General features: G+C 69.5%; 24 protein-coding genes. 9 read left to right on the top strand and 15 right to left on the bottom strand.

Going from position 1 to position 26,076, the window contains the following annotated elements:
• Positions 1 to 109: 109 nt before the first annotated feature.
• Together FGL91_RS02785 and FGL91_RS02790 are read right to left on the bottom strand one after the other, a co-directional pair.
• Positions 110 to 1,687, bottom strand: a complete 1,578-nt coding sequence (locus FGL91_RS02785) for a protoporphyrinogen/coproporphyrinogen oxidase (RefSeq protein WP_153243005.1) — start codon at positions 1,685 to 1,687, stop codon at positions 110 to 112.
• Between the two features lie 26 nt (positions 1,688 to 1,713).
• On the bottom strand, positions 1,714 to 2,046 hold the full coding sequence (locus FGL91_RS02790; protein ID WP_153243006.1) for a metalloregulator ArsR/SmtB family transcription factor: 333 nt from the start codon (positions 2,044 to 2,046) through the stop codon (positions 1,714 to 1,716).
• Between the two features lie 67 nt (positions 2,047 to 2,113).
• Here FGL91_RS02790 and FGL91_RS02795 point away from each other — a divergent pair, with 67 nt between their 5' ends.
• A complete protein-coding gene (locus FGL91_RS02795) occupies positions 2,114 to 3,025 on the top strand; it encodes an NAD(P)H-binding protein (RefSeq protein ID WP_153243007.1) in 912 nt (303 codons plus the stop codon).
• 59 nt (positions 3,026 to 3,084) lie between these two features.
• Here the strand turns inward: FGL91_RS02795 and hemE are convergent, their stop codons facing one another.
• On the bottom strand, positions 3,085 to 4,107 hold the full coding sequence (hemE, locus tag FGL91_RS02800; protein WP_153243008.1) for a uroporphyrinogen decarboxylase: 1,023 nt from the start codon (positions 4,105 to 4,107) through the stop codon (positions 3,085 to 3,087).
• An 86-nt stretch (positions 4,108 to 4,193) separates the two neighbouring features.
• Between hemE and FGL91_RS02805 the strand changes: the two genes are divergently transcribed.
• Genes FGL91_RS02805 through FGL91_RS02815 form a run of 3 tightly spaced genes read left to right on the top strand, consistent with a single transcriptional unit; the run spans position 4,194 to position 6,522 of the window.
• On the top strand, positions 4,194 to 5,495 hold the full coding sequence (locus FGL91_RS02805; protein ID WP_153243009.1) for a glutamyl-tRNA reductase: 1,302 nt from the start codon (positions 4,194 to 4,196) through the stop codon (positions 5,493 to 5,495).
• 32 nt (positions 5,496 to 5,527) lie between these two features.
• Positions 5,528 to 6,100: an HhH-GPD-type base excision DNA repair protein gene (locus tag FGL91_RS02810; protein WP_153243010.1), complete on the top strand. Its 573-nt coding sequence runs from the start codon at positions 5,528 to 5,530 to the stop codon at positions 6,098 to 6,100.
• On the top strand, positions 6,097 to 6,522 hold the full coding sequence (locus FGL91_RS02815) for a DUF1801 domain-containing protein (protein ID WP_153243011.1): 426 nt from the start codon (positions 6,097 to 6,099) through the stop codon (positions 6,520 to 6,522). The genes FGL91_RS02810 and FGL91_RS02815 overlap by 4 nt, the downstream gene beginning before the upstream one ends.
• Positions 6,523 to 6,710: 188 nt before the next feature.
• On the opposite strand, the gene FGL91_RS02820 is transcribed toward FGL91_RS02815, so the two are convergent.
• Positions 6,711 to 7,859: an epoxide hydrolase family protein gene (locus tag FGL91_RS02820; protein WP_153243012.1), complete on the bottom strand. Its 1,149-nt coding sequence runs from the start codon at positions 7,857 to 7,859 to the stop codon at positions 6,711 to 6,713.
• 68 nt (positions 7,860 to 7,927) lie between these two features.
• On the opposite strand from FGL91_RS02820, the gene FGL91_RS02825 reads away from it, so the two are divergent.
• Positions 7,928 to 8,884, top strand: a complete 957-nt coding sequence (locus tag FGL91_RS02825; RefSeq protein WP_153243013.1) for a helix-turn-helix transcriptional regulator — start codon at positions 7,928 to 7,930, stop codon at positions 8,882 to 8,884.
• Positions 8,885 to 9,019: 135 nt separating this feature from the next.
• Here the strand turns inward: FGL91_RS02825 and FGL91_RS02830 are convergent, their stop codons facing one another.
• Positions 9,020 to 10,405, bottom strand: coding sequence for a glycine--tRNA ligase (locus FGL91_RS02830; RefSeq protein WP_131494150.1), 1,386 nt, complete (start codon positions 10,403 to 10,405; stop codon positions 9,020 to 9,022).
• Positions 10,406 to 10,518: 113 nt separating this feature from the next.
• Here FGL91_RS02830 and FGL91_RS02835 point away from each other — a divergent pair, with 113 nt between their 5' ends.
• Positions 10,519 to 11,988 (top strand): peptide MFS transporter, encoded by a 1,470-nt coding sequence (locus tag FGL91_RS02835; RefSeq protein ID WP_131494152.1) that lies wholly within the window; start codon positions 10,519 to 10,521, stop codon positions 11,986 to 11,988.
• A gap of 21 nt (positions 11,989 to 12,009) precedes the next feature.
• Here FGL91_RS02835 and FGL91_RS02840 read toward each other — a convergent pair whose 3' ends face one another.
• The 3 genes from FGL91_RS02840 to FGL91_RS02850 are packed head-to-tail and all read right to left on the bottom strand — an operon-like array spanning position 12,010 to position 14,728.
• Positions 12,010 to 12,699: a GNAT family N-acetyltransferase gene (locus FGL91_RS02840; RefSeq protein WP_131494154.1), complete on the bottom strand. Its 690-nt coding sequence runs from the start codon at positions 12,697 to 12,699 to the stop codon at positions 12,010 to 12,012.
• Between the two features lie 50 nt (positions 12,700 to 12,749).
• Complete coding sequence (locus FGL91_RS02845; RefSeq protein WP_052193350.1) at positions 12,750 to 13,370, bottom strand: hypothetical protein; 621 nt, start codon at positions 13,368 to 13,370, stop codon at positions 12,750 to 12,752.
• A 32-nt stretch (positions 13,371 to 13,402) separates the two neighbouring features.
• Positions 13,403 to 14,728, bottom strand: a complete 1,326-nt coding sequence (locus FGL91_RS02850; RefSeq protein ID WP_131494156.1) for an alpha-hydroxy-acid oxidizing protein — start codon at positions 14,726 to 14,728, stop codon at positions 13,403 to 13,405.
• A gap of 61 nt (positions 14,729 to 14,789) precedes the next feature.
• On the opposite strand from FGL91_RS02850, the gene FGL91_RS02855 reads away from it, so the two are divergent.
• The gene (locus FGL91_RS02855; RefSeq protein ID WP_153243014.1) at positions 14,790 to 16,232 is read left to right on the top strand and encodes an MFS transporter; all 1,443 of its coding nucleotides are present in this window, start codon (positions 14,790 to 14,792) and stop codon (positions 16,230 to 16,232) included.
• Between the two features lie 38 nt (positions 16,233 to 16,270).
• On the opposite strand, the gene FGL91_RS02860 is transcribed toward FGL91_RS02855, so the two are convergent.
• Positions 16,271 to 16,864 carry a dihydrofolate reductase family protein gene (locus FGL91_RS02860; protein ID WP_153243015.1) on the bottom strand — a complete coding sequence of 198 codons (594 nt, stop codon included), beginning with the start codon at positions 16,862 to 16,864 and terminating at the stop codon, positions 16,271 to 16,273.
• Positions 16,865 to 17,169: 305 nt separating this feature from the next.
• On the opposite strand from FGL91_RS02860, the gene FGL91_RS02865 reads away from it, so the two are divergent.
• Complete coding sequence (locus FGL91_RS02865; RefSeq protein WP_194239297.1) at positions 17,170 to 17,703, top strand: DUF4145 domain-containing protein; 534 nt, start codon at positions 17,170 to 17,172, stop codon at positions 17,701 to 17,703.
• A gap of 169 nt (positions 17,704 to 17,872) precedes the next feature.
• Entirely contained in the window at positions 17,873 to 19,102 is a 1,230-nt protein-coding gene (locus FGL91_RS02870; RefSeq protein ID WP_153243017.1) for a hypothetical protein, read from the top strand.
• Between the two features lie 142 nt (positions 19,103 to 19,244).
• Here the strand turns inward: FGL91_RS02870 and FGL91_RS02875 are convergent, their stop codons facing one another.
• From FGL91_RS02875 to FGL91_RS02900, 6 genes are all read right to left on the bottom strand, one after another.
• Positions 19,245 to 19,646: a hypothetical protein gene (locus tag FGL91_RS02875; protein WP_153243018.1), complete on the bottom strand. Its 402-nt coding sequence runs from the start codon at positions 19,644 to 19,646 to the stop codon at positions 19,245 to 19,247.
• Positions 19,647 to 19,675: 29 nt separating this feature from the next.
• A complete protein-coding gene (locus FGL91_RS02880) occupies positions 19,676 to 20,638 on the bottom strand; it encodes a serine hydrolase (protein ID WP_047521031.1) in 963 nt (320 codons plus the stop codon).
• Positions 20,639 to 20,749: 111 nt separating this feature from the next.
• Complete coding sequence (locus FGL91_RS02885; RefSeq protein WP_153243019.1) at positions 20,750 to 22,714, bottom strand: M13 family metallopeptidase; 1,965 nt, start codon at positions 22,712 to 22,714, stop codon at positions 20,750 to 20,752.
• A gap of 55 nt (positions 22,715 to 22,769) precedes the next feature.
• Positions 22,770 to 24,149: a hypothetical protein gene (locus tag FGL91_RS02890; RefSeq protein ID WP_131494165.1), complete on the bottom strand. Its 1,380-nt coding sequence runs from the start codon at positions 24,147 to 24,149 to the stop codon at positions 22,770 to 22,772.
• Positions 24,149 to 25,219, bottom strand: coding sequence for an NAD-dependent epimerase/dehydratase family protein (locus tag FGL91_RS02895; protein WP_131494167.1), 1,071 nt, complete (start codon positions 25,217 to 25,219; stop codon positions 24,149 to 24,151). The genes FGL91_RS02890 and FGL91_RS02895 overlap by 1 nt, the downstream gene beginning before the upstream one ends.
• Positions 25,216 to 26,061 (bottom strand): MTAP family purine nucleoside phosphorylase, encoded by an 846-nt coding sequence (locus FGL91_RS02900; RefSeq protein WP_153243020.1) that lies wholly within the window; start codon positions 26,059 to 26,061, stop codon positions 25,216 to 25,218. Before FGL91_RS02900 ends, FGL91_RS02895 begins: the two co-directional genes overlap by 4 nt.
• Positions 26,062 to 26,076 lie beyond the last annotated feature (15 nt).

Consider the following 26,076-nt stretch of genomic DNA (forward strand, 5'->3'; position numbering starts at 1 on the left):
GCCCGGCTTGGATCGACCGCAGGCTTCGCGCCCGGCGGCAGGTTCCCAGCGTAACCCCGTATGCCGATTTCGGCATCTATGCGCCGGAGGGTTGACACGGAGAGGTGTCTCAGTCCCACAACAGGGTGCGCCGCAAGCGGTCCGCCTCGTCCCGCGCATCCGGGATCACCTGCGCGAGCCCTGTTCCGGCGAGCCAGGCACCGACCGCAGCGAGGCCGGGAACCGCCTGAACCGCAGCCCGCGCGGCCCGACGCCGGGCCCCGGATCCGATGATCGACGCCGGCTGCGACTGCACGAAACGGCCGCGATGGAAGGCGAGGACGGCCGCGGGGGCGAGGGGGACACCGAGCAGAGCAGCGGCTTCCCTGCGAGCGAGGTCCGCGGCATCGGCATCGCTCAGCTCTGCAGTGGCGGCCGGTTCGCCCTGCGCGCCGAACGACACGCGGACGACATGGCGACCTCCTGCCGCTTCACGCACCCACCCCCACTTCGCGGTCGAGTGCGTCAGAGCCTTGGCCGTGTGGCTGCCCGGCACCGTGAGTACGCCGGTGCCACGCGGGGTGGCATCCAACGCGGGCGCGTCGAGGATCAGGGTGACGATCTCGATCTCGGGCGAGGCCGCCGCCTCCGTCTTCCGAAGATCGGGCACCACCGAGGAGAGGAGTTCCCGCGCCGTGGACTCGGGCGTCGCGATGATGACGGCGTCGGCGGCGAGCTCTTCGACCACCGGAGCAGCGGATTCCACCGCGGCGGCACGCAACTCCGTGACGACCGCGGCCTCGTCGTCGGTGACGGCGGGGAGGTCGACGACGGGCGCAGTCTCCACCTCCACCGTCCAGGCCGCCCCGGCCCGGCGCACGCTGCGCACCCTCACGCCCGTCCGCACGTCGGCGTCGAGGCGTCCCAGATCGGCGGCGAGCGCGTCGACGAGGGCGCTCATGCCTCCGGAGAGTCCTTCCACCGCCGCTCCGGGCGCCTTGTCCGCCGCGCTCGCCGTCGCCGCCCTCGCCGTGGCCGCCTCGTCACGGAGCGACTGCACCGCACCGGAGAGGGAGCCGACGCGGGTGAGCGCTGCGTTGAGACCCGGAGCTGCCACGTCGATGTCGACGTCGTCGGGAGACGCGGAGTAGACGCCGGTCGTGACGGGCGCGACGAGACGGTCGCGCACCTTGGGTCCCATACGCGAGGCGACCAGCTTGCCGAGACTGAGCTGGTGGCCGATCGTGAGGGGCGGCCGGACACGATCGAGGTAGGCGCGCCAGACGCCCGACCATCCGATGATCCGACGCACGTCGTCCTGGAACGGGTTCGCGGGGATCCCCAGGATCCCTCCGACCGGGAGCGGTGCCGCGCCCACGCCGGGGATGCCGGCCAACCAGGCGGCGCCCGCCTGTGGAGCCACGATGCGATCTGCGAGGCCGAGCTCCTCGACGAAGGCGCGCACGTGTCCGCCCCTGGTGGCATAGCTCTCGGCCCCCGCATCGACGACGACGCCGTCCAGCTCGATGCGACGGATCGCGCCCCCCGGTTCGTCCGCGGACTCGAGCAGGGTGACGCGCATGCCGACCTTGGCGCACTCCCGTGCCGCGACGAGGCCGCCGATGCCGCCACCGATCACGACCACGTGCTTCTGCGCCGCGCGGGCGGCGAGATCGGACGGCTCTGCAGCGGAGAGGTCAGGCGTCATGCCCTCAATTCTCCCACCGGTGCGGATCAGGCCTCGACGGGCTCAGAACTGCCGCGTCCACGCTTGCGGACCTCGCGCAGCACGATCTGCTCGGGGCACACCGTCGAGAGGAAGTCGCCGACGGACAGCGCGAGCCGTTCACCGACGAGCGAGTAGAGGATGCGGTTGGCGTCGCGGCGCTCGGTGACGAGTCCGGCCTGGCGGAGCACGCTCAGGTGACGGGAGATGGTCGGCCCGCTCGCGGAGAAGCGCGACGCGATCTCGCCGGCCGCGAGTTCCCCCTCTTTCAGATCCTGCAGGATCTGGCGCCGGGTGGGGTGCGCCAGCGCCGCGAAGATGTCGCTCGCGCTGTCTGCCATGGTTGCAATATAGCACCTTTGCTAGATACTCTTTAGCCGCATAGCTAATTAGCAAAGGAGAAGCACCATGCGGGTAGCGATCACGGGCGGCACCGGATTCGTCGGCAGAAACCTCGCCGACCGCCTCGACGACGCGGTCGTGATCTCCCGCCGGAACGGCATCGAGATCACCGACGTGGAGGCCCTGAGTAGAGCCTTCGAGGGGTGCGACGCCGTGGCGCACTGCGCCGGGATCAACCGCGAGATAGACGGACAGACGTTCCGTCGCGTGCACGTCGGCGGGACGAGGGCCGTGGTGGAGGCAGCCCGTCGCGCCGGCGTGCAGCGCATCGTCCTCGTCAGCTTCCTCCGAGCACGCCCCGACTGCGGCTCCGGATACCACGAGTCGAAGTGGGAGGCGGAGGAGATCGTCCGCGCCTCCGGCATACCGCACACCATCCTCAAGTCCGGGATGATCTACGGCCCCGGCGATCACATGGTCGACCACGTGACCAAGGCGGTGCGGACACTGCCCTTCTTCTGGACCGTCGGCTACCGCGAACGCACGGCACGACCGGTGCCCGTGGAGGACGCGGTCGACGTCCTCGTCGCCGCTCTCGAAGGCCGCATCGAGGAGCCGACGATCGCGGTCATGGGTGCGGATGAGGTCACACTCGGCGAGGCGATCCGTCGCATCGCCCGTGTCGCCGGACGCCGTCCCGCGTTCCTCCCGGTGCCGACCTGGATCGTGCGGGCGCTGGCCCAGGTGACCGAGTGGACGATGGTCGTCCCGCTCGTGGCGAAGGCTCAGGCACGGATGCTCGCGGAGGGCGTGAGCGAGGCCGCACCGTTCGCCCCCGAGGCGCCGATCGGCATCCGCCCGGCCCGGGCGTTCGACGACGAGCGCATCCGCGCGGCGCTCCCGGCCGGGGGCTTCACTCTCGACGACCTGCGGATCATGCGTCGTCTGCGGCGGACTGCTGGCCCTCGAATCGCGTGAATGGTCGCTTTCGGGTCACGGATGCGACACCTTGCGCGATTCGAACGCCGATCTGATCGTCAGAGGGAGTGCGCCAGCTCGACGACGCGGGTGAGCTGGTCGGGGTCCGTCTCGGGCGGGACGCCGTGTCCGAGGTTGAGGATGTGGGCTCGCGCCGCTCGACCGCGATCGATCACGTCGCGCACATGAGCCTCCAGCACCGACCACGGGGCGGCGAGGAGCGCAGGATCGATGTTGCCCTGCACCGTGACGTCCGGTCCGAGGATCGCGGCCGCCTCATCGAGGGGCTGCCGCCAGTCGACACCCACCCCGTCGGCCACACCGTCGAGACGCATGTCGGCGAGGAACGGCCCCGTGCCGACGCCGAAGTGGATGGTCGGAAGGCTGATGTCTGCGAGCGCGGCGTGGGAGTGCGGAGCCACGAACGCGCGGTAGTCGGCGGTGCTGAGCGATCCGGCCCAGCTGTCGAACAGCTGCACGACGGAGGCCCCCGCGTCCCGCTGGGTCTCCAGGAAGCGACGGGAGACACGCGCCAGCCATCCGGCCAGCCGGTTCCACGATTCCGGGTCGGAGTGCATCATGGCCCGCGCGCGCAGATGCTCCTTGGAGGGGCCGCCCTCGACGAGGTAGGCCGCGAGCGTGAACGGCGCACCGGCGAAGCCGATCAGCGGGGTGTCGCCCAGCTCCGCCGTGACGATGCCGACCGCCTCCGCGATGGCCGTGCCGTCCAGGTCGTCCGGATCGATGGCGGTGACACGATCGACGTCGGATGCCGTGCGCACCGGGTCCGCGAACACCGGACCACGCCCGGGCTCGATCTCGACGTCGACCCCGGCCAGACGCAGCGGGATGACGATGTCGCTGAAGAACACCGCCGCGTCCACCCCGTGGCGGCGCACCGGCTGCAGCGTGATCTCGGCAGCGAGATCCGGGGTCAGGCAGGCGTCGAGCATCCGGGTCCCGACGCGCAGGTCACGGTACTCGGGCAGCGACCTGCCGGCCTGCCGCATGAACCAGACCGGGGTGCGGGCGGGACGGTCGCCGGCGAGGGCGCGCAGAAGCGGGGCGTCGGAGAGGGCCATGTCCCCATCCTCGCATTCCGCCCTTATGGAGCCGCCGAGTCGGGCCGCGCGACTCCCCGCTCTCCGCGCTCCGGTACAATCGAAACGTGCTGCTGTGTGTGACGGCGAGTCACAAGACCGCCTCCTTCGAACTGCTCGAACGCCTGAGCCGCACCCCCGACGACGTCGCTCCCACTCTCGTGGGCATGACGCCGTGTGTGCAGGGTGCCGTGGTCTTGGCGACGTGCAACCGGTTCGAGGCGTACGTCGAAATGGACGAACCGGTGACCGCAGCCGGTGCGATCGGCGTCGAGGCCGTCATCGAAGCGGTCGAATCCGCGACGGGCATCCCAGCCGCCGAGCTCGACGGAGCCTACGCCGTGCACTCGGGGCGCCGCGTCGCCGAACACCTCTTCTCGGTCGCCTCCGGCCTCGAATCCGTCGTCTCCGGCGAGGGCGAGATCGCCGGGCAGGTCCGCCGCGCCCTCACGTCCGCGCGCAAGGACGGCACCACCTCCCCCGAACTCGAACGCCTCTTCCAGCGTGCGAGCCAGGCGCAGCGCAAGGTCAAGAACGTCACCGCCCTCGGCCGCGCGGGCCGCTCGCTCGTGCGCCTCGCCTTGGAACTCGCCGACAGCCGGATCGCCGACTGGGCCGCCGAGCGCGTGCTGCTGGTCGGCACCGGAGCCTATGCCGCGGTCACCCTGGCCACGCTTCGTGAGCGCGGTGCCGTGAACATCTCGGTGTACTCGCCCTCGGGCCGCGCCGAGGTCTTCGCCGCGAAGCACGGCATCCGTCCGATCGCCGCCGACGAGTACGCCCGCACCGCCGCACGCTCGAGCCTGCTCATCACGTGCACCACCGCCACGGAACCCGTGCTCGGCCCCGAGCACCTGCAGCTTCCGACCGGACCCGCCGCGGTCGGCTGCCCCGTCGGCGCCCACAGCCGGCTCGTGGTCGACCTCGGCATGCCGCGCAACGTCGACCCCGCCGTCGCCTCGCTCGAGGGCGTGGCCCTGCTCGACCTCGAGACCATCCGCCTCCACGCACCGCTCGAAGAGCTCCAGGCGACGGATGCCGCGCGCACGGTCGTCCGCGAAGCCGCCGAGACCTTCCACGTGGTGGGCGCACGACAGAGCGTGACCCCCTCGGTCGTGGCCTTCCGCTCGCACATCTTCGAGTTGCTCGAGCGTGAGATCGATCGTGCTCGCGCACGCGGCGACGAGGACGGCAAGGTCGAGCAGGCTCTGCGCCACCTCTCCGGCGTGCTGCTGCACACCCCGACCGTGCGCGCGCACGAGCTCGCCGCCGCCGGTCGCGCCGACGAGTTCACCGCCGCGCTGTCCGCGCTGTACGGCATCGCGCCCGAGGCCGAGACCTCCGCCGCGGACGACGCCGCGACCGCCTGACACGCTCCGGCGCGGGGTGGGACACTGGAGGCATGGCCCTTCACATCACCGGAGACACCGCCGCCGACGACCTGCTCACGAACAACCCGCTCGCCCTGCTGGTGGGGATGCTGCTCGACCAGCAGGTTCCGATGGAGACCGCATTCGCCGGTCCACTCAAGATCGAGCAGCGCACCGGAGCTGCCGACGCCGCGACGATCGCCCACATGGCGCCGGACGAGTTCCTCGAGGCCTTCAAGCAGACCCCCGCGGTGCACCGGTTCCCCGGATCGATGGCGACCCGCGTGCAGACGCTGTGCCAGACCCTCGTCGACGACTGGGACGGAGACGCCGCCGCGCTGTGGACCCAGGGAGACCCGTCGGGACCCGAGGTGCTGAAGCGCCTGAAGGCGCTCCCCGGCTTCGGCGAGCAGAAGGCCAAGATCTTCCTCGCGCTCCTGGGCAAGCAGTACGGCTTCACGGGCGAGGGCTGGCGCGAGGCGTCCGCCCCCTACGGCGAGGACGGCTCCTACCGCAGCGTCGCCGACATCGTCTCGCCGGACTCGCTCACGAAGGTGCGTGAGCACAAGAAGGCCATGAAAGCCGCGGCCAAGGCACCGAAGTGAAGCCGACCGGGGATGACGTCGCGGGGCTCATCGCCCGCTCCTCCCCCGCGGTCCGCCGTCGGGACGCCGAGACCCTGACCGCGCTCCTGCAGGAGATCACCGGACGCGAACCGCAGACCTGGGGCACGATCATCGGGTTCGGCTCCTGCCACTACCGCTACCCCACCGGCACGGAGGGTGACAGCGGGCTGCTCGGTTTCGCTCCGCGCAAGGCTGCGACGACGATCTACCTGTTCGACGGAGTGGCCGCGCACGCCGAGGCCCTGGCCGAGCTCGGACCGCACACCACGGGCGTCGGATGCCTGTACATCAAGGATCTGGAGCAGGTCGACCTCGACGTGCTGCGGGGCATCCTCGAACGCTCACTGGCCTGGGTCGAGGCGGGCGGCACCTCCGAGGTGCAGCTCACCGTCACGGGCTGACACCGCACCGCGCGGCGCTGCCGCGGTGCTGCGGTGCTGCGGTGCTACGACGCTGCGGTGCTGCGGTGCTGCCCTCTTGATCGTCGACGCCCCCTCTCGTCGTCGAGACCCCCTCCTGCAGCCGTCTGCATGAGGGGGTCTCGGCGCGGAACGGGGGTCTCGGCGCGTGGGTGGGACGGGGCGGGGGGTCAGAGGTGCGGGGAGAAGAACGCGCGGAGGTCGGCGGCGAGCAGGTCGGGGCGCTCCAGAGCGGCGAAGTGCCCGCCCTCGTCGAAGCGGCTCCAGTGCACGATGTTCGCGTTGTCGCGCTCGGCGAAGACCCGGATCGTCTGGAAGTCGTCCGCGAACACGGCGACTCCGGTGCGGGCGGTGCTGACGCGCGGCTCGGCCCCTTCCTCGGCGGCGTCTGCCCTGGCGTTCTCGAGGTAGCTGCGCGACATGCCGGACGCCGCGTTCGCGAACCAGTTCACGCTGACCTCGAGCAGGATCTTGTCCAGAGGCACGAGCGACGTGCCGTTGCCGAACGAGTTGAACAGCTCGCTGTACGCGAGGAGTCCGACCGGAGAATCGCTGATCCCCACCGACACGGTCTGCGGGCGCGAGGAGTTCATGGCGTTGTACCCGCCGACCGACTGGAACCACTGCATGTGCTCGAGGCCGGCGTAGTCCGCGGGCTCCAGCTTCTCGAACTCCGCCGGGTCGCCCGAGGGGAACGAGAACAACTGCAGCACGTGCAGACCGAGGAATCCTTCGGGTTCGCGCAGCCCCAGCTCGCGGGCGACCATCGCCCCGTTGTCGGATCCGTGAATGCCGTAGCTGTCATAGCCGAGCCCCCGCATGAGGCGGTCGTACGCCTCCGCGACGCGTGCGGTCGTCCACCCCGCCGAAGCGAGCGGCTGTGAGAAGCCGTAGCCGGGCGCATCCGGGATCACGACGTCGAAGGCGTCCTCCGCCCGGCCGCCGTGCGCCACCGGGTCGACGAGTCGGTCGATCAGGTCGAGGTAGTCGATCGACGAGCCCGGGTAGGTGTGGGCGAGCAGCAGCGGTGTCGCTCCCTCGTGGGCCGAGCGCACGTGGAGGAAGTGGATCGTCTGACCGTCGATCACGGTGGTGAAGTGCGGGACGGCGTTGATCCGCTCCTGGGCGGCGGTCCAGTCGAAGTCGCGCCAGGCGGCGACGGCCTCGCGCAGGTAGGAGTTGGGGGTGCCGGCATCCCAGTCATCCGTCGGCGACGGCTGCGGAAGACGAGTGCGGGCGAGGCGATCCTGGAGATCGGCTACCTCGGCAGCGGAGACCGAGACGGTGAAGGGGCGGAAGGTGAGCGTCGTGTTTTCCATATCTCGAAGGTAGAAGGGCATTAGGTTGGATTCGTTCCTAATAAATGAACGACTTTCACGGAGTTCCGATGGCCGATCCGACCGCTCGTCTGCTCGCCCTTCTGGCCCTGCTGCAGACCGGCCCCGAGCGCTCCGGGTCCGACCTGGCCGACCGCCTCGGCGTCTCGGCGCGCACCATCCGGCACGACATCGAGCGGCTGCGTGACCTCGGGTATCCGGTCGACGCCACGCGCGGATCCATCGGCGGATACCGCCTGGGGGCCGGCGGGAAGCTTCCTCCGCTGCTCCTCGACGACGAAGAGGCGGTGGCGGTCACGGTCGGGCTTCGCGCCGCGGCCGGCATCGCGGGGGTCGCGGAGTCGGGCGCCCGGGCCCTCGCCAAGCTCGAGCAGGTTCTGCCGTCGCATCTGCGTCCCACGGTGGACGCCCTCCGCACCAGCGTCGACCGCGCTCCGGAGAACAACGACACCGACGCCCCGGATCCCGAGGAGGACGCCGCATCGCTGCAGGCCATCGCGCGCGCGATCCGCGACGAGGAGTGGTTGCGCTTCGAGTACGAAGGGGCGCCCGTGCTGGTCGAGCCCTATCGGCTGCTCACCTGGCATCGGCGCTGGTACCTGGTTGCGCGGGATCCGCACACCGCGGAGTGGGGCACCTACCGCGTCGACTGGATGGACCTGCGGATGCCGACCCACCGGCGCTTCGACCCGCAGCCGCTGCCCGGGGGCGACTACACGGCCTTCGCGATGCGGACCATCGCGGTGAGCGGGTGGATCGTGCACGCCCGACTACGGATCGACGCCTCGGCGGAGGCCGTGCTCGACCGGATCCATGCCGCGGTCGGTGTGGTCGAACCGATCGACGAGGAGCACTGCATCCTCGTCACCGGCGCGGACAGCCTCGACACGGTCGCCGCCTACATCGGGATGCTCATGATGGACTTCACAGTCGAGAGTCCGCCCGAGCTGATCCCCCGCCTCCAGCTGCTGTCCGAGCGCTACGCGCGCGCGGTGGCCGGCAGCTGATCCCTCCCCCTCCGTGCCGAGACCCCGCCAGATTGCCGAGACCCCCGCCTGCAGACGTCAGCAGGCGGGGGTCTCGGCGGGGCTCGGGGGTCTCGACCACCAGGCGGGGGTCTCGACGACCCGGAAGTCAGGGGCTCAGGCGCCGCGCAGACGCTCCGCGAGGTACGCGTGCAACTGGTCGATCGAGACGCGCTCCTGCGCCATGGTGTCGCGATCGCGCACGGTGACGGCGCGGTCCTCGAGCGAGTCGAAGTCGACCGTGACGCAGAACGGGGTGCCGATCTCGTCCTGACGACGGTAGCGGCGACCGATCGCCCCCGCATCGTCGAAGTCGACGGCCCAGGAGCTGCGGAGCGTGTCGGCGACCTCACGCGCGAGAGGAGACAGCTTCTCGTTGCGCGAGAGTGGCAGCACCGCGGCCTTGACGGGCGCGAGGCGCGGGTCGAGCTTGAGCACGGTGCGCACGTCGGTGCCGCCCTTGGCGTTGGGCACCTGCTCCTCGCGGTAGGCATCTACGAGGAACGCCATCATCGCGCGGGTGAGGCCGAACGAAGGCTCGATCACGTACGGGGTGTAGCGCTCGCCCGTGGCCTGGTCGAAGTAGGTCAGGCTCTGCCCCGACGCCTCGCTGTGGCTGGACAGGTCGTAGTCGGTGCGGTTGGCGACGCCCATGAGCTCGCCCCACTCCTTGCCCGCGAAGCCGAACTTGTACTCGACGTCGATCGTGCCGGCCGAGTAGTGCGCGCGATCGTCTTCCGGCACGTCGAACTGGCGCATGTTCTCGGGGTCGATGCCCAGATCGATGAACCAGTTCCAGCAGGCCTCGACCCAGTGCTCGAACCACTGCTGTGCGTCGGCGGGCGGCGTGAAGAACTCGATCTCCATCTGCTCGAACTCGCGCGTGCGGAAGATGAAGTTGCCCGGCGTGATCTCGTTGCGGAACGCCTTGCCCACCTGGCCGATGCCGAACGGCGGCTTCTTGCGACTCGCGGTGAGCACGTTCGAGAAGTTCACGAAGATGCCCTGCGCGGTCTCGGGGCGCAGGAAGTACAGGCCCGACTCATCGTCCACGACGCCGAGGTAGGTCTTCACCAGGCCGGAGAACGCCTTGGGCTCCGTGTACTGCCCCTTGGTGCCGCAGTTCGGGCAGGGGATGTCGGCGAGGCCGTTCTCGGCCTTGCGCCCCTTGCGCGCCTCGAAGTCCTCGATGAGGTTGTCGGCACGGAAGCGCTTGTGGCACTGCAGGCACTCGACCAGCGGGTCGGTGAAGGTCGCGACGTGACCCGAGGCCTCCCACACGCGCTTGGGGAGGATGATGCTGGAGTCCAGGCCGACCATGTCGCCACGGCCGCGCACGAACGTCTGCCACCACTGACGACGGATGTTCTCCTTGAGCTCCGTCCCGAGGGGGCCGTAGTCCCAGGCCGACCGGGAACCGCCGTAGATCTCACCCGCTTGGAACACGAACCCGCGGTGGCGGGCGAGGGCGATGACCTTGTCGAGGCGGGACTGTTCGGCCATGGTGGCTCCAATGGTCGGATGCGGGAGGAGACCCGTGAACACGGGCACCCCATTCTATCCGTCGCCCCGTGGCGACCCTGGCCCCGACGGCCGCACGGGAGTACCGTCCTGACATGAGCACTGCAGCGCGAGATCAGCGGGCCCGCAACGACGACACCCGCTTCTTCGGCCAACCGTGGGCTCTGGTGCACATCTTCGGCGTGGAGATGTGGGAGCGCTTCAGCTTCTACGGCATGCAGGGCATCCTGCTCATCTACCTGTACTACTCGGTCTCGCAGGGTGGCCTCGGCCTCCCCGAAGCCGTCGCCGGCGGGATCGTCGGCGCGTACGGCGGTGCGGTCTACCTGTCGACCATCCTGGGCGCCTGGCTCGCCGACCGCCTGTTCGGGTCCGAACGGGTGCTCTTCGTCAGCGCGATGGTGATCGTGGCCGGCCACGTCGCCCTCGCCCTGCTCCCGGGCTTCGTCGGCGTGGGCGTCGGCCTGGTGCTCGTCGCTCTCGGCTCCGGCGGCCTGAAGGCGAACGCGACCTCGGTCGTCGGCAGCCTCTACACCCCGGAGGATCCCCGCCGGGATGCGGGCTTCTCGCTGTTCTACCTGGGCATCAACCTCGGCGCGTTCCTGGGCCCGATCCTGACCGGCATCCTGCAGTCCTCCCTCGGTTTCCACTTCGGTTTCGGACTCGCGGCCCTGGGGATGACCTTCGGCCTCGTCCAGTACTCGTTCGGACGTCGCGCCCTGCCCTCCTCGGTCCGCGAGGTGCCGAACCCGCTTCCGACGTCCCGCTACCCTCTCGTCGGGATCATCGCCGTCGTCGCCGTCGCCCTCATCGCCGTCCTGGTCCTGACCGGGCTGATCCGCGCAGACAACCTCGCGACCCTGGTCATCGGCGGCACTGCGATCGCCGCCGTCGCCTATTTCACCGTGATCCTGTCCAGCCGCCGCATCGACACCACCGAGCGCTCGCGGGTGTGGGGGTTCCTGCCGCTGTTCGTCACCAGTGTCGCGTTCTGGTCGCTGTACCAGCAGCAGTTCACGGTCCTGACCGTCTACTCGGACAAGCGCCTCGACAGGAACCTGTTCGGCTGGGAGATGCCCGTCTCGTGGGTGCAGTCGATCAACCCCGTCTTCATCATCATCCTGTCGGGAGTGTTCGCCGCGATCTGGACCCGACTCGGAAAGCGCCAGCCCTCGACACCGGTGAAGTTCGGACTGGCCGCGATCATCATGGGATCGGCGTTCCTGCTGTTCCTGCCGTTCGCCGGAGGGGGCGAGAACTCCACGCCGCTGCTGGCGATCGTCGGGATCCTGTTCGTCTTCACGGTCGCCGAACTGCTGCTGTCACCGGTCGGGCTCTCGGTGGCCACCAAGCTCGCGCCCGCCGCGTTCCACACGCAGATGGTCGCGCTGTTCTTCCTGTCGATCGCCCTCGGCACGGCGATCTCCGGATGGCTGGTGCAGTTCTACAACCCGGATGACGAGGTGCCGTACTTCTCGATCCTCGGTGGCATCGCCATCGTCGTCGGGATCGGCCTGCTGCTCAGCGTGAAACCCGTCCTGAAGCTCATGCGCGGGGTGCGCTGATCGCGCCGCCGCGGAAGGCGGTCAGGCCGTGAAGAGGTAGCCGCGCGCGTTGTCGTAGCCGGCGACCTTCAGTCCGCTGCCGAGCAGACCTTCCATCTGGGCCCGCAGACGGAGCCGCCACTCGTGTGCGGCCGCCGGGTCCGCGATGCGCAGCGCCTCGATGTCCGCCGGGATCTCCAGGGTCTCGACGACCTCGTCGTCTGCCGGCGGCTTGGCGATGTCGGCGAGGGCCCACTCGACATCGAGCCGGTCGCTCTCGTCACCCGCGTCCCCGCCGCCGAAGATCCCGTAGCGGTTCACCGAGTATCCCGTCGCGCGTGCGCCGAGCACCGCGAAGAAGAAATGCGCGTTGCGCGCGACCAGCGGATCGAACACCCAGGTGATCCGACCGACGTCGCGGGAGAACGCCCACTGACGCTGGTGCTCCTTGAGCTCACGCCCCCAGCCGCGACCCCGATACTCGGGGAGCAGGGCCGTGATGTGCGAGTGCATCGCCCGCCGGGCGGGTTCGCCGAAGAACGCGATCGATGCCCCGACCATGCGCTCCTCGTCGCCCTCGCCGTCGAAGAAGCCGACGACGTAGTTGCCCGACTGCTGCAGGGCGCGCAGGGTGCCGGCATCCACCACGCGCTGCGGACCCCGGATGGAGTCGAGCAGGCCCTGCGCGTCGAGGATGAGTTCAACGGTGTCGAGATCACGGATGGTTCGCACGCACCCAGTCTGCCCCTCGTCGGCCCGTTCGAGGAATCGACGGGCCCGGATCAGCGATAAGGAAAGGCCTCCCCGCCACCCGCCGCGAGCGCTTCCGCGACGATCCGGAGGTGTGCTTCGGCCATCTCCGGCGGCAGCGGCGGCAGGATCTCGTCCCAGAAGGCGAGCACGGCGCCGCGGCCCTGCATCATCCCCGCCGGGCGTCCCATCGCCCACAGATGCATGTGCGCGGAGCCGTCGTTCCAGCGACCGAAGTGGCAGCGCGCGACCCCAGGGACGCTCTTGACGGCCTGGGAGACCCGCTGCATCAGCGGACCCAGCGCGGCGAGCACATCGTGCGGGGCGTTCTCGAGCAGCCAATGCTCGCGCGGCGCGACCCCGCCGATGAACGGCAGACCGCCGACGTCCCATCCGGCACGCACTTGCCACAGCTCGTCGTGCCAGATCGTGTGCACGCTCGGACCGCAGTGCCCGCACTCGCCCGGGTCGATCTCTCCTCCGCGCGGCTTCTCCGGCACGAGCATCGGTTCGAGCGGACGCATCGTGATCGTCTCGAAGGCCCAGGGCAGACCCTCGGCGATCGCGGAGGCGTCGAGCACCTCGCCGATCGGGAGCCGGCGGTGGTATGCGGAGTCGGCGGGGTGCTGGTCGAAGGCGGCGTCATCGCTCATCCGCCCATGCAATCACGAACGGCGGAGCGCGCTCACACCTTCCTCAGCGCGTCCCGATCGAGTTGAGAGGCGGAGGTGAGCCCCGCCAGCCCGAGGGTGATGTCGATCTCGGCGAGCACGTTCCGCATGACCTCGCGCACACCCACCTCCCCCGCGATGCCGAGGCCGTAGGCGTAGGGACGGCCGAGAGCCACGACCGTCGCGCCGAGGGCGAGGGCGATCACGGCATCGGCGCCGCCCCGCACCCCCGAGTCGAAGACGATCGGCACCCGGCCCGCGACACGCTCCGCGATCTCGGGCAGCACGTCGAGCGTCGGCACCGAGCGGTCGATCTGACGGCCGCCGTGGTTCGAGATCCAGATCCCGTCCATCCCCGCATCGAGCGCCGCCTGGGCATCGTCGGGGTGCACGATCCCCTTGAGGATGATCGGCAGACTCGTCCACTCGCGTGCTTTCGCCAGGTCTTCCCCCGTGAGGGCAGGAGTGGAGAACACGTCGAGGAACGTCTCGACCGCAGCCCGCGGCAAGGGCGAGCGGAGGTTGTCGCGCAACGAAGCTCCGCCGGTGAGCGGCGCGCCCTTGCGGGCGATCATCAGGGCCGCGGCCACCGCCCGAGGTGTGACGCGGACGCCGGGCGCATCGCCCTTCGGCGCGGCGGCGCGCTCGCGCACCAGCTGCTGGAACACCGGATCACTCGTGTACTGCGCGATCCCCATCCCGCGGGTGAACGGCAGGTACGCGAGATCGAGGTCGCGGGTGCGCCAACCGAGCAGGTGCGTGTCGAGGGTGATGACGATCGCTTCGCACCCGGACTCCTCGGCGCGGGCGAGCAGCGAGCGGTTGAGGTCGTCCGACGCCGACCAGTAGAGCTGGAACAGCCGGGAGCCGTGCGGTGCGGCATCCGCCACCTCCTCCATCGGGAAGGAGGCCTGGTTCGAGAGCGTGTACGGGACGCCGAGGGATGCCGCGGCACGCCCGACCGCGAGGTCGGCCTCCGCGTGGGCCATCTCCATCACCCCGAGCGGGGCGAGCAGAAGGGGCGTCGGGCGCATCCGCCCCAGGAACTCCACGCCGAGGTCGCGGGTCGAGACGTCACGGAGCGGCCTCGGCCAGACCTGCCAGCGGTCGAACGCCCGACGGTTGGCCGTCATGGTGCGCTCGGAACCCGCGCCACCGGCGATGTACGCGAACGCTTCGGCGCTCAGCGCCTTGCGGGCCGCAGCCTTGAGGGCCACGGGGTCGATCGGCACCGCGGGCTTCGTCCCGCTGATGCCCGCGCGGTAGATGTCGGACTGGGTACGCCGGGAGATGCCGCGGTGGGCGGCGGGATCGTCCGGAGCGACGCTGCTCGTGACCATGCCCACATGCTAACCAGCGCCGGACGGCCCCGCATCGTCCGATCGCCGATAGCCTGAGCCGGTGGGTGCGAGCGACGACAGAGCCAGGAAGCGTCTCTCCCGCACCCCGCCGAAGTGGGCGATCGTCGCGGTCCTCGCGTTCGCCGGTCTGTGCTCGTCGTTCATGTTCACGCTCGTCGTCCCGTTGCAGGCCGAGCTGCCGCAACTGCTGAACGCCTCCCGCGAGGACACCACCTGGGTGGTCACGATCACGCTGCTCGTCGCCGCGGTCGCCACCCCCATCTCCGGCCGCCTGGGTGACATGTACGGCAAGCGCCGGGTCGTCATCGCCCTGCTCGCGCTCCTCATCCTCGGCTCCGTGATCGCCGCGGTGTCCGGCTCGATCGTCGGCGTGATCATCGGTCGCGCGCTGCAGGGGGCCGTGACGGGCGTCGTCCCCCTCGGCATCGCCATCATGCGCGACGTGCTGCCGCCCGAGCGGCTCGGCACGGCCGTGGCCCTCATGAGCGCGACCATGGGCGTCGGTGGCGCCATCGGGATGCCCGTCGCCGCCCTGCTCGCCCAGAACGCCGACTGGCACATGCTCTTCTGGCTCGCGGCAGCGCTCGGCGTCGTCGGCCTCGCCCTCGTTCTGGCGGTGATCCCGGAGGACGTGCTCCGCTTCCCCGGTCGACTCGACGTGGTCGGTGCCGTCGGTCTCGCGATCGGCCTCACCGGGATCCTGCTCTTCGTCTCGCGAGGAGCGCAATGGGGATGGACCTCCGCGCTCACGCTCACCTGCATCCTCGGGGGAGTCGCCGTCCTCCTGGTCTGGGGCTGGTACCAGCTGCGCACGAAGGACCCCCTGCTCGATCTCCGGGTCGCCGCACGCCCGGCCGTCCTGTTCACGAACATCGCCGCGATCGGCATGGGGTTCGCGCTCTTCGCCTCGAACGTGACGTTCCCTCAGCTGCTCGAGATGCCGACCGTCGGCGGCGCGGGCTTCGGGCTCGACATGCTGGCGGCGTCGCTCGTGATCATGCCGGCGGGGCTCGTGATGATGGTCATCTCACCGCTCTCGGGCTGGCTCGAACGCACCGTCGGCCCCCGGCCGCTGTTCACGGTCGGCGCCGCGGCGATCGTGCTCGCCTACGTCTTCGTCCTGCTCTGGTCCTCCGAGGTGTGGCACATCTTCGTGGCCAACATCTTCATCGGCATCGGGATCGGGTTCACCTTCGCCGCGATGCCGATGATCATCATGCGCTCGGTGCCGGCGAACGAGACCGGGGCGTCGAACGGGCTGAACGCCCTGTTCCGCTCGGTCGGAACCTCGAGCGCCTCCGCCGTGATGGGCGGTGTGCTCGCGGCGATGAGCATCGATGTCGACGGGGTCGCCGTGCCCACGCGAGCCGCCTTCGAGGTGTGCTTCTGGCTCGCGATCGCGGCCGGCGTGATCGCCGTGGTGCTCTCGCTCTTCATCCCGAAGCAGCGCAGCTCCGAGCAGCATCCGTCCCTGCCCGGCTGAGCGCGGCGCGACGCCGCACCTCCGCGACGTGGACCGGCTCAGATCCTCCGGTAGGTGATGTGGGTGACCAAGGAGGTCGCGCGCACCGACACCCGTTCGAGCCGCTGCGGAGGCACCCCCTCGAAGACGCGCTCCCCCGCCCCGATGATGCACGGCGTGATGTGCAGGCGCAGCTCGTCGAGGAGACCCGCCGTGAGGAACTGGTTCACGGTGCGCGGCCCGCCGGCGATCGATATGTCCTGCTCCCCCGCGGCATCCCGGGCGAGCTCCAGTGCCCTTTCGATGCCGTCGGTGATGAAGTGGAAGGTCGTGCCGCCCTCCATCTCGATCGACTCGTGCGGATGATGCGTGAGCACGAAGACGGGGTTGTGGTACGGCGGGTTCGGACCCCACCAGCCACGCCAGTCGCGATCCCATTCCCCCCGCACCGGGCCGAACATGTTGCGGCCCATGATGGTCGCCCCCGAGGTGACGATCGCGTCGACCTCGGCCTTGTTCTCCTCGTAGGCGTCGAACATCCAGTTGTGCAGCCAGGAGTCGTCGACATCGCCGAACGGTCGCTCCTCCGTCTGGTTCAGACCGGTGGCGTAGCCGTCGGCAGAGACGGCGAGGTCGCTGAAGATGATGCCCATGCGTGACTCCTCCTCGGATGCGGACGCCCTCCGGTCTACGCGAACCGAGGCCGTCCGTCAACGGGAGATCGTGCGCGGGTCGGGGTCGTCTGCGCGCGGAGGGCGCAGCCGACCCGGGATCGAGGCTATCGACGCTCGCCTCGCCGAAGGTCTGAGGCTACGCCTCTGCATCTGCCGTGGCATGAATCGCAGTCAGGGCCTCAGTAGTGCGCGTGGGCTTCCTCCACTGACCACGGGCTATGAATCCCAACGCGGTTTCGTGGTCGCGCCCGTGGGGTGTCGGTACCGGATGTCAGAATGACACCATGGCCTCCGCTCACTGTGCATACTGCCGACGATACGTACACCTCACCCCGAAGTGGGCGGAGTCGATGACGTATCGGCAGGATCATGAAGACGGGACGTACTCCACGATCTCACTGCTGCAGGGCGTCGCAGTCTGCGACCACTGCCAGCGAGCGAGCCTTGGCTATGCAACTGAGTATTCCTCGGCCTCGTCGTACGCCACTAATAACCTCGAACACACCGCCGACGAGCACATCACTTGGGTACCGAAGGCCGGCGAAGCCAAGGAGAAGGGCATCACGTCTGGCCGACTCGTGTCGAAGATCGATGAACTCGCGACACAAGGGCTTGTCCGCAACAGCACGAAGGATGCCGCTCACGAGATCCGACACCTGGGCAACGACATGGCGCACGGCGATATCGAGGACAGCCCGGCACAAGTCGATGTGGATGATGTGCTGGCACTCATGGATGAGGTGCTGAACGAGGTGTTCCAAGGCCCGGCTCGTACAGCCCGCGTCCGTGCCCGTCGCGATGGCACAGCGACCATCTGAAAGCACCCCTAGGAAACGCACTGGGTGCCTCTCGTGTGCCCTGGGGCTACCCGACACCTTGACCAAGCACTGCTGTCGCGCCAGCAGGACACCGAGGACGCGAACAGAGACATGCACCACCAGCCCGCCATTGGCTTCGAGTGTCAGCGCGTACTGAGACCATGTTGATATGACGGAGCGCGAAGGGCGCAAGTTCACGTTGTCAGCAGACGACTACAGCATGTGGGTCCTTGACTGGAGGGCGAAGCAGATCCGCATCGTCATGCAATCGGGCGAAGAGCACCTTGCTCCGATGGACGCGGATGAGCGACGCCCGAGCGACGAGATAACGCGATCCTTCTTCGACTGGGATCGCTGGTGGCTGACCACCGAGACTGAGAGAGGCGACCTCGTCTTCTGCGAGGTATGGAGTCCGGTCGGCGACCCAGTCAAGGGGCGACCGTCGGTGTATCTCGACCAGCTTCACTGGAGCACGATTGCGAAGACGCTGGTCAAGCCTGAGGCCCTGTCAGAAGCGGACCGCACCGCCGCTCGGCGCATCATGGAGCTTAGCTATGACGGTGGCATTCGACTCCCCCTCTCCTCGGCGACGATGCAAGAGACCGCCGCCTTGTTCGGAGACAGGCGCTACGAGGTCGGGATCGCCATCGCATCCCTCAGCGGCGGGTGGCAACTCCGCGATCCCCTGGAGCTCCGCCGCCGGGAGTTCGCCGCGTGGTTCGCCGAGCGTCTCTCTTTGGATGCGCCTGTTCCTGCGTCTGATGCAGTGACACTCGCCCCCAGAAGCGTCTTTGGCGACCGTATCGGGTCTGTGGCAGGGGACGACCTGAGCGACAGCATGCGCCAGTTTGTCGACGCTCTCACTTGGCCTTCGGTGCTCGTCTCAATGCTGATTGACCCTGACCCAATCGCCGGGGTGCCGCCCACGCGATGGGCCGAAGTCAACGGCGACATTGCTAAGTGGATGGCTTCAATGTCGCGGGAACAGCGAGCATCGGCGGCAACGTGGGCCGCTATCCAGGACAACGAAGGCTTGATGTCGTCTGCTCTTTCTCTTCTCGGCGACCCTTCCACGCTGGTCGGCCGCCTCAAGCGAGAGGATCTTGCTGACGCCGTGACCGATACTCGTTTCGGAGGCCTATACACCGCGATCATGGGCGAGCGGCATCGCGACCCGAACCGTCGATGGCTACCCAACGATCTCAACGACATCATGTTCCTGACCTGCGCTGCCGCATACTGCGACTATGTTGCGGCCGAGCGGTCAACTGGTCGCCAAGTGGCTCAGGTGTTGGCGCGACGCAAGGTGGAGCCGAACGTCTACACCACCCTGCCTGGCCTTGTCGAAGCACTCGACCGTGACGGCGTTCGTACGGTGTCCGAGGTCGAGAAACTATAGCTCTGTCGCTCACAACAGTGGTTTGAAAGCGCACACGGCTGGCTCTGGTCCTCGCTGAGAGCTGCGCGTTGTAGAACACGGCGGTGCGCCCGAGGCACCTAGTTGCGCCATCCATTCGAGTCTCGAGGTCGCAGAACCACCGTCAACGGGAGATCGTGCGCGGGTCCGGGTCGTCGTGCCGCGGAGGGCGCAGCCGATCCGGGATCGGCCAGGCCAGCACGAACTGCGCGGTCGCCGGACGGGTCATGTCGCCGAAGTCGTCGATCTTCACCACGATCCGCCCCGGCACACCCTCCTCGTCGGGAGTCACCTCGAGGAGGCGCACGCGCAGCGGACGGTCGTCCTCACCGTCCAGCATCCACGGATCCGCGAGCCACGCGATCCCGTGCTCCTCCAACGCGGCCTCGGCATCGAGCCATTCGGCGGGAGCACCGACACGGCGTCCGAGCACGTCGACAGCCACCCAGTCGTCTCCGGCAGGGTGGATCCATCCGAGCAGCTCGCCGTCGTCGCGGCGATGCGGGGTCCAGTCAGATCGTGGCATCCCTCGATGCTAGCGACGTGCCGTGCGCGTCAGTGCGTGTACTCCATGAGTTCGACACCGAGCACGCGGAAGGCGTCGTGCGCACGAAGCCGGTGCGTGATCGAGAGGTCGTCGAAGCAGACGATGAGCGAATAGGCGACCCCGGCGCGAGGACCGGCGAGCACACCCGCCTCCGCACGCACCCCTCGGTCGCGACCGGTCTTGTTCACGAACAGCAGGCCGTGCGCATCGTGATCGTGCGCGAACGGATCGAGGCCCGTGGAGGCCGCGACCAGGCTCAGGTCCTGGTTCAGGCTCAGCCACTCCGACACCTGCGCGCTGACGGCGGCGTCGACGACCTGCGAGTTCACCAGCGCCGAGAACAGCCCGGCGAGTTCGCGCGCCGAACCGACGGCGACCTGCGGAGCGTCGTCGGGGCCACGACGGTCGCGGAAACGGTCGAGCAGCGCCGTGCGACGGAGCCCGAGGGACTCGATGCGCTCGCGCACCCGTTCGTGCCCGACCTTCTGCAGCAGTGCGTTGACCGCGATCGGGTCGCCCGCGGTCGCCGCCAGCACGGCGAGGTCCTCCAGCGGAAGCGCCGGGGCATGCAGGTGTCGCCAGAGCCCCGAGGTCTCCACGGCATCGACGTTCTCGCGCTCGACGATCTCGAACGGGTCCAGCGCACCGCTCTGGAAGCCCGCGGCCACCTCGATGAGCAGCGGGACCACGCCGAGCCCCGCGACGGGCATGGTCACATGGTCGTCGCCGGCCAGGACGTGCACATGATTGTCGAGGTCGACGACGTGTACCGAGACCTGCGCGCCGGAGTCCGCGAGCCCCTCCAACGACCGGAGCGTGGCGGTGAACGACCGTCGCCCGGCGGCTGCGCGCCGAGGGAGCCGACGGCTGGTGCGCTGCGAGCGGCGACCGCCGGACGACTCCGGGGCACCCCTGAGAGACTCGGGGACCGAGGAGTTGCGGAACCCATCACCAGGCTCGAGAGCGCCCACGCTGATCCTTAAGGGGGGTGGATTTGCGGGATACCGAGGGAAGACGCTCCCCAGCGGCAGGGCTATCGTAACCCCACCGCCGGGGGATGCTTCACAGAGTGTGACGTTTGGTCACCAGATGGTCACCCGCGATGTCGCGGGCAGCCAGAGCGCGTCGCTCTCGGCCACCCCGAACGCCTCGTAGAAGGCGTCGATGTTGCGCACGATCTGGTTGCAGCGGAACTCGTTCGGCGAGTGCGGGTCGATCGTCAGCAGCCGCAGGGTCTCGGCGTCGCGGCTCTTCTGCTGCCACACCTGCGCCCAGGAGAGCAGAAGTCGCTGCACGCCCGTGTATCCGTCGATCACCGGCGCCTCCGCACCGTCCAGTGACAGTTCATACGCCCGGAGCGCGATGCCGAGACCGCCGAGGTCGCCGATGTTCTCCCCGATCGTGAGGGCGCCGTTGACGTGATGCTCGGCGTCGAGGCCCTCTGGAACGAGCGCGTCGTACTGGGCGATGAGAGCCTTGGTGCGCTCTTCGAACGCCGAGCGATCCGCATCCGTCCACCAGTCCTGCAGTCGGCCGTCGCCGTCGTAGCGGCTGCCCTGGTCGTCGAAGCCGTGGCCGATCTCGTGACCGATGACCGCGCCGATGCCGCCGTAGTTCGCGGCCGCATCACGACCGGCGTCGAAGAACGGGTACTGCAGGATCGCCGCGGGGAACACGATCTCGTTCATGGACGGGTTGTAGTACGCGTTGACCATCTGCGGCGGCATGTGCCACTCGGTGCGGTCGATGGGCGTGCCGACCTTGTCGACGTTGCGATCGTGCTCGAAGATCGCCGCGCGGCGCACGTTGCCGAACAGGTCGTCCCGGTCGATCTCGAGGCTCGAGTAGTCGCGCCACACCTCGGGATGCCCGATCTTCGGCGTGAACGAGTCGAGCTTGGCGAGCGCGCGCTCACGGGTCTCCGCGGTCATCCACTCGAGGTCGGTGATGCTCCGGCGGTAGGCCTCGATGAGGTTCGCGACCAGCTCGTCCATCGCGGCCTTCGCCGTCGGCGGGTAGTGCCGCTCGACGTACACCTTGCCGATCGCCTCGCCGAGGGCCCCCTCGGCGAGCGAGACGCCGCGCTTCCAGCGCTCGCGCATCGTGGGGACCCCGGTGAGCTCGGTGCCGTAGAACGAGAAGTTCTCCTGCACGAGATCGTCGGTCAGGTACGGTGCCGCCGCGTGCACGACCTTCGCCCGCAACCACGCCTTCCAGTCGTCGAGACGCTCCGGGGTCAGCAGCGAGCCGAGGCCCTCGAAGAAACTCGGCTGCGACACGACGACCTCGTCGAACGCGCCGGGGTTCGACGGCGAGACGGCCTCCCGCCACGGCGTGAGGTCGACACCGGCGAGCTCCTGGAGCTCGTCCCAGGTCTTGAGGTTGTAGGTCGCGACCGCATCGCGGCTGCGCACGTTGTCCCAGTGATGACCCGCCAGCTCGGTCTCGAGCGCGATCGCCCGGTCGGTGTTCTCCGCCGCCTGCGGGACGCCCGCGAGCTCCAGCAGTCGCTCGAGGTGGGCACGGTACGCGGCGCGGGTGTCGGCGAACGTGTCGAGGCGGAAGTAGCTCTCGTCGGGGAGCGACAGACCTGCCTGCAGGAGCACCGGGAGGTAGCGCTCGGGGTTGCCGGGGTCGCCGTCGACGTAGAGTCCGATCACGGATGCACGACCGTCGCGGTCGTACGCGCCGACGGTGCGCAGGAACGCCGGGATGCCGTCGATCGCGTCGATCTCGGCCAGCGTCCCGGCGAGCGGGGTGACTCCGGCGGCATCGATCCGCTCGGTGTCCATGAAGCTCGCGAACAGGTCGCCGATCTTGCGGGCGAGAGTGCCCTCCGCTGCGTCCTGCGACTCCTCGACGATCGCACGCACGTCTTTCTCCGCCTGCTCGGCGAGGAGGTGGAAGGAGCCCCAGCGCGCCTTGTCGCCCGGGATCTCGGTGCGTGCGAGCCAGGCGCCGTTCACGTGGCGGTAGAGGTCGTCCTGCGGGCGGATGTCGGAGCTGAACTCATCAAGGGCGAGGCCCACGGGAAGAACGTCAGTCATGCGCCCCAGCCTATGACGCCCCTCCCCCACCGCGTCGAGGCGGGCCCGTCCGCCGTCACCATCCGGTCTGCAACAGGGACTGGACGATGATCGCGGCGACGACCTGCACCGCCAGCAACCAGCGGCGCGCCCGTTCGTCGAAGAGCGCCAGACCGATCGTGATCCAGGGCACGAACGGCAACCAGATGCGCTCCACCTCCGCCCGGCTCATGTTCGACAGATCGGCCAGGAGCACCATGAGCACTCCCGCGGCGCAGAGCAGCAGCACGATGGTGCGCGGCTCCCATCCGCGCCCTGACTCGATTCGGAGTTCCGGAACCTGACGCCGCTCTCGTGGTCCGCGGATCGCCCACGCCCCGACCGCCGCGAAGGCCGCACCGATCGCCGGCCCCGCGCTGACCGCGAACGCGGCGATGTTCCCCCACAGCCAGTACCCGGGCGGTCGGCGCGATGCCACCCCATCCCAGTAGCGCTGCTGCAGCACCGGGAACGCCTCCCACCAGGCGAAGCCGAAGACCGCGAACGCCCCCACGACGGCGATCGCCGAGACCGCGGCGATCGGCAGCGGGATCCACGACCTCCCCGCCACCAGCACGGCGACCGCGAGCACCCCCAGCAGGGGGAGGCCGTACGAGAGCATCACGCAGTATCCGAGCAGGAGGCCGGCCCCGACCGACCACGCGATCCGCGCGACACCACCCGCACGCGTCGCGAGCGCCAACAGACAGATGCCCCACGCGGCGACGGCCATGAACATGCCGTCGCCCGAGACCGCCACCCAGATCGCCGCGGGGGTGAACACCAGGAACGGAGCCGCACGACGGGCGAGGTCAGCCGCACCGAGAGCCCGCAGCGTGATCAGCACCGCCACCACGGTCGTGGCGCCCAGGAGCAGGACCACGAATCCGGCGGCGAGCGCGCTCCCGAGCCCCATCCGCACCAGGACGACGAAGAAGAGCAGGGCTCCCGGGGGATGGCCGGCGATGTGCACGGGCCAGTTGTCCTCATGCGCGTAGGGGATCCGCTCGATGTACTCGCGCAGCGTGGCCCCGAAGTCGTCGACCTCCCGTGCGGTCCCGAGGTACTCGTACCGGTGGTCGAGGATGGTGCCGATGCCGTCGAGCCCGTCCACCGTGGCGAGCGCGAACAGCCACAACGCGGACGCCGCGAACGCGAGCAGCAGCAGCCGCCCCCACCGGACCGAGGAGGCGAGCCGCGGACCCCAGATCACGCCGGCCACACCGAGCAGCACCGCCAGGGGTGTCCCCGGTCCGACTCTCGGCGCCCACTCCGCGTGCAGCGGCGGGAACGACTTGACGCGCACGTTCCATCCCGTGAGCGCCGGGATCAGGACCGCGGCCGCGATGAGCACGACGGCCGCGACCGTCCCCCAGACGGCGAGACGCGGCCCCGGACGCGTCGCGGCACCCGCCATCAGACGTCCGCCCCCGTGCGAAGCGAGGCATGCGCGAACTCACGCACCCCCTCGTCGAAACCGACCTGCGGTCGCCACCCCAGCTCTCGGCCGATGCGATCCGCCGACGCGGTGATGTGGCGCACGTCGCCCGACCGGAACTCCCCCGTCCGCACCGGCGGCGGCCCTCCGAATGCCGCGGCGAGCGCGTCGGCGAACTCCCCGATCGTGTGCGGGACTCCCGTGGCCACGTTGAACGCCCGCGTGGTCCCGCGCTCCACACGATCCGTCCACTCGAGGGCGGCGAGGTTGGCGCGTGCCACATCCCGGACATGGATGAAGTCGCGTCGCTGCTGCCCGTCCTCGAACACGCGGGGGGCCTCGCCCCGCTCGAGGGCGGAACGGAAGATCGATGCCACTCCTGCGTACGGCGTGTCCCGGGGCATCCCCGGTCCGTAGACGTTGTGATAGCGCAGCAGCGCCGCCCGCCCTCCGTCATAGGCCCACGTGCGGGCCAGCAGTTCCTGCTCGAGCTTGGTCGCCGCGTAGGCGTTGCGCGGATCGCAGGGCTGCTCCTCGGGGATCGACATCGGTCGGAGGGGCTCCCCGGTGTGCGGCGATCGCGGCTCGAAGCGACCCGACTCCAGATCGGCCCGGCTCCGCGTTGCGGGCTGCACGAGACGATCCCCCTCCCGGTACAGCCCCTCGCCGTAGACGACCATCGACGACGCGAGGACGAGGCGTTCGATCCCGGCCTCCGCCATCGCCGACAGCACCACCGCCGTGCCGAGCGAGTTCGAGCCCACGTAGTCGGGGGCATCGTGGATGCTGACGCCGAGTCCGACCTTCGCCGCCTGATGACAGACCGCGTCGACCCCGCGCAACGCCTGGCGCACGGCGTCACGGTCGCGCACATCGGCAGCGACGAACTCGACCTGGCTTCCGCCTTCCGGCTCGGGGGCGGCGCTGCCGTGCACGTCGGGGCGCAGGGAATCGAGGATTCGAACCCGCCAGCCCGCGGCGATCGCCTCGTCGACGATCGCGGAGCCGATGAAGCCGGCTCCGCCCGTCACGAGCAGAAGTCGGCTCATGCTCGTGCCCCGATCAGTGCCGCGACCACCTGGGGCGCCAGGCGCTCGGGCGGCTCGTACCCCGGAGGGATGGCGGCGATGATCGCTGCGACAGCCGCGCTCAACCGCGGCTGCGCCTGTGCCATCACGGCGAACACGCGTTCCGCGGTGGCCGAGGTGTCATCCTCCGTCTCGCCGTGCTCGGTGTCGGTGTCGGTCACGATCGCGAGGTTCACGTGCGCGAACCCGAGCTCTGCGGCGAGCGCCGCCTCGGGCAGCTGGGTCATGTTGACCAGGGCGGCTCCCATCGCGCGGTGCCAGTCGGCCTCGGCGGCGGTCGCGAACCGCGGTCCCTGCACCACGACGCTGGTCCCCGCGGGGTGCACGCGCTCCCCCTGGTCACGGAGCACCCGGAACGCGATCTCGCGCAGATGCCGGTCGTAGGGCTCCGCGAACGGCAGATGCTGCACACCGGCGATCTCGATGTCCCCGTCGAAGTAGGTGTCGGCCCTGCCGTGCGTGCGGTCGATGAGCTGATCGGTCAGCACGAAGTCACCGGGCGCGAGCGATGACGCCAGCCCACCCACCGCGTTGGTCGACAGCAGCACCCGTGCCCCGAGCCGCCGAAGCCCCCACAGCAGCGCCCTGGCGTTGACCCGGTGCGGCGGCGCCCGATGCCCCTCCCCGTGCCGCGGCGCGAATGCCACCGCGCGTCCGTGCAGTCGCCCGACGACGATCTCGGGAACGACTCCCCACGGTGAGTCTGACGCGGGAAGGACTCGTCTGTCCCCGAGGTCGAGCGCTTCGAAACCCGATCCTCCGATCACGGCGAACTCGATCCGGCCCGGCTGCGCGTCAGTCATGCTCCCAGCGTGCCC

This window comes from Microbacterium sp. CBA3102 (genome assembly GCF_007954505.1).
In the GTDB taxonomy this organism is placed as follows: Bacteria; Actinomycetota; Actinomycetes; order Actinomycetales; family Microbacteriaceae; genus Microbacterium; species Microbacterium aurugineum.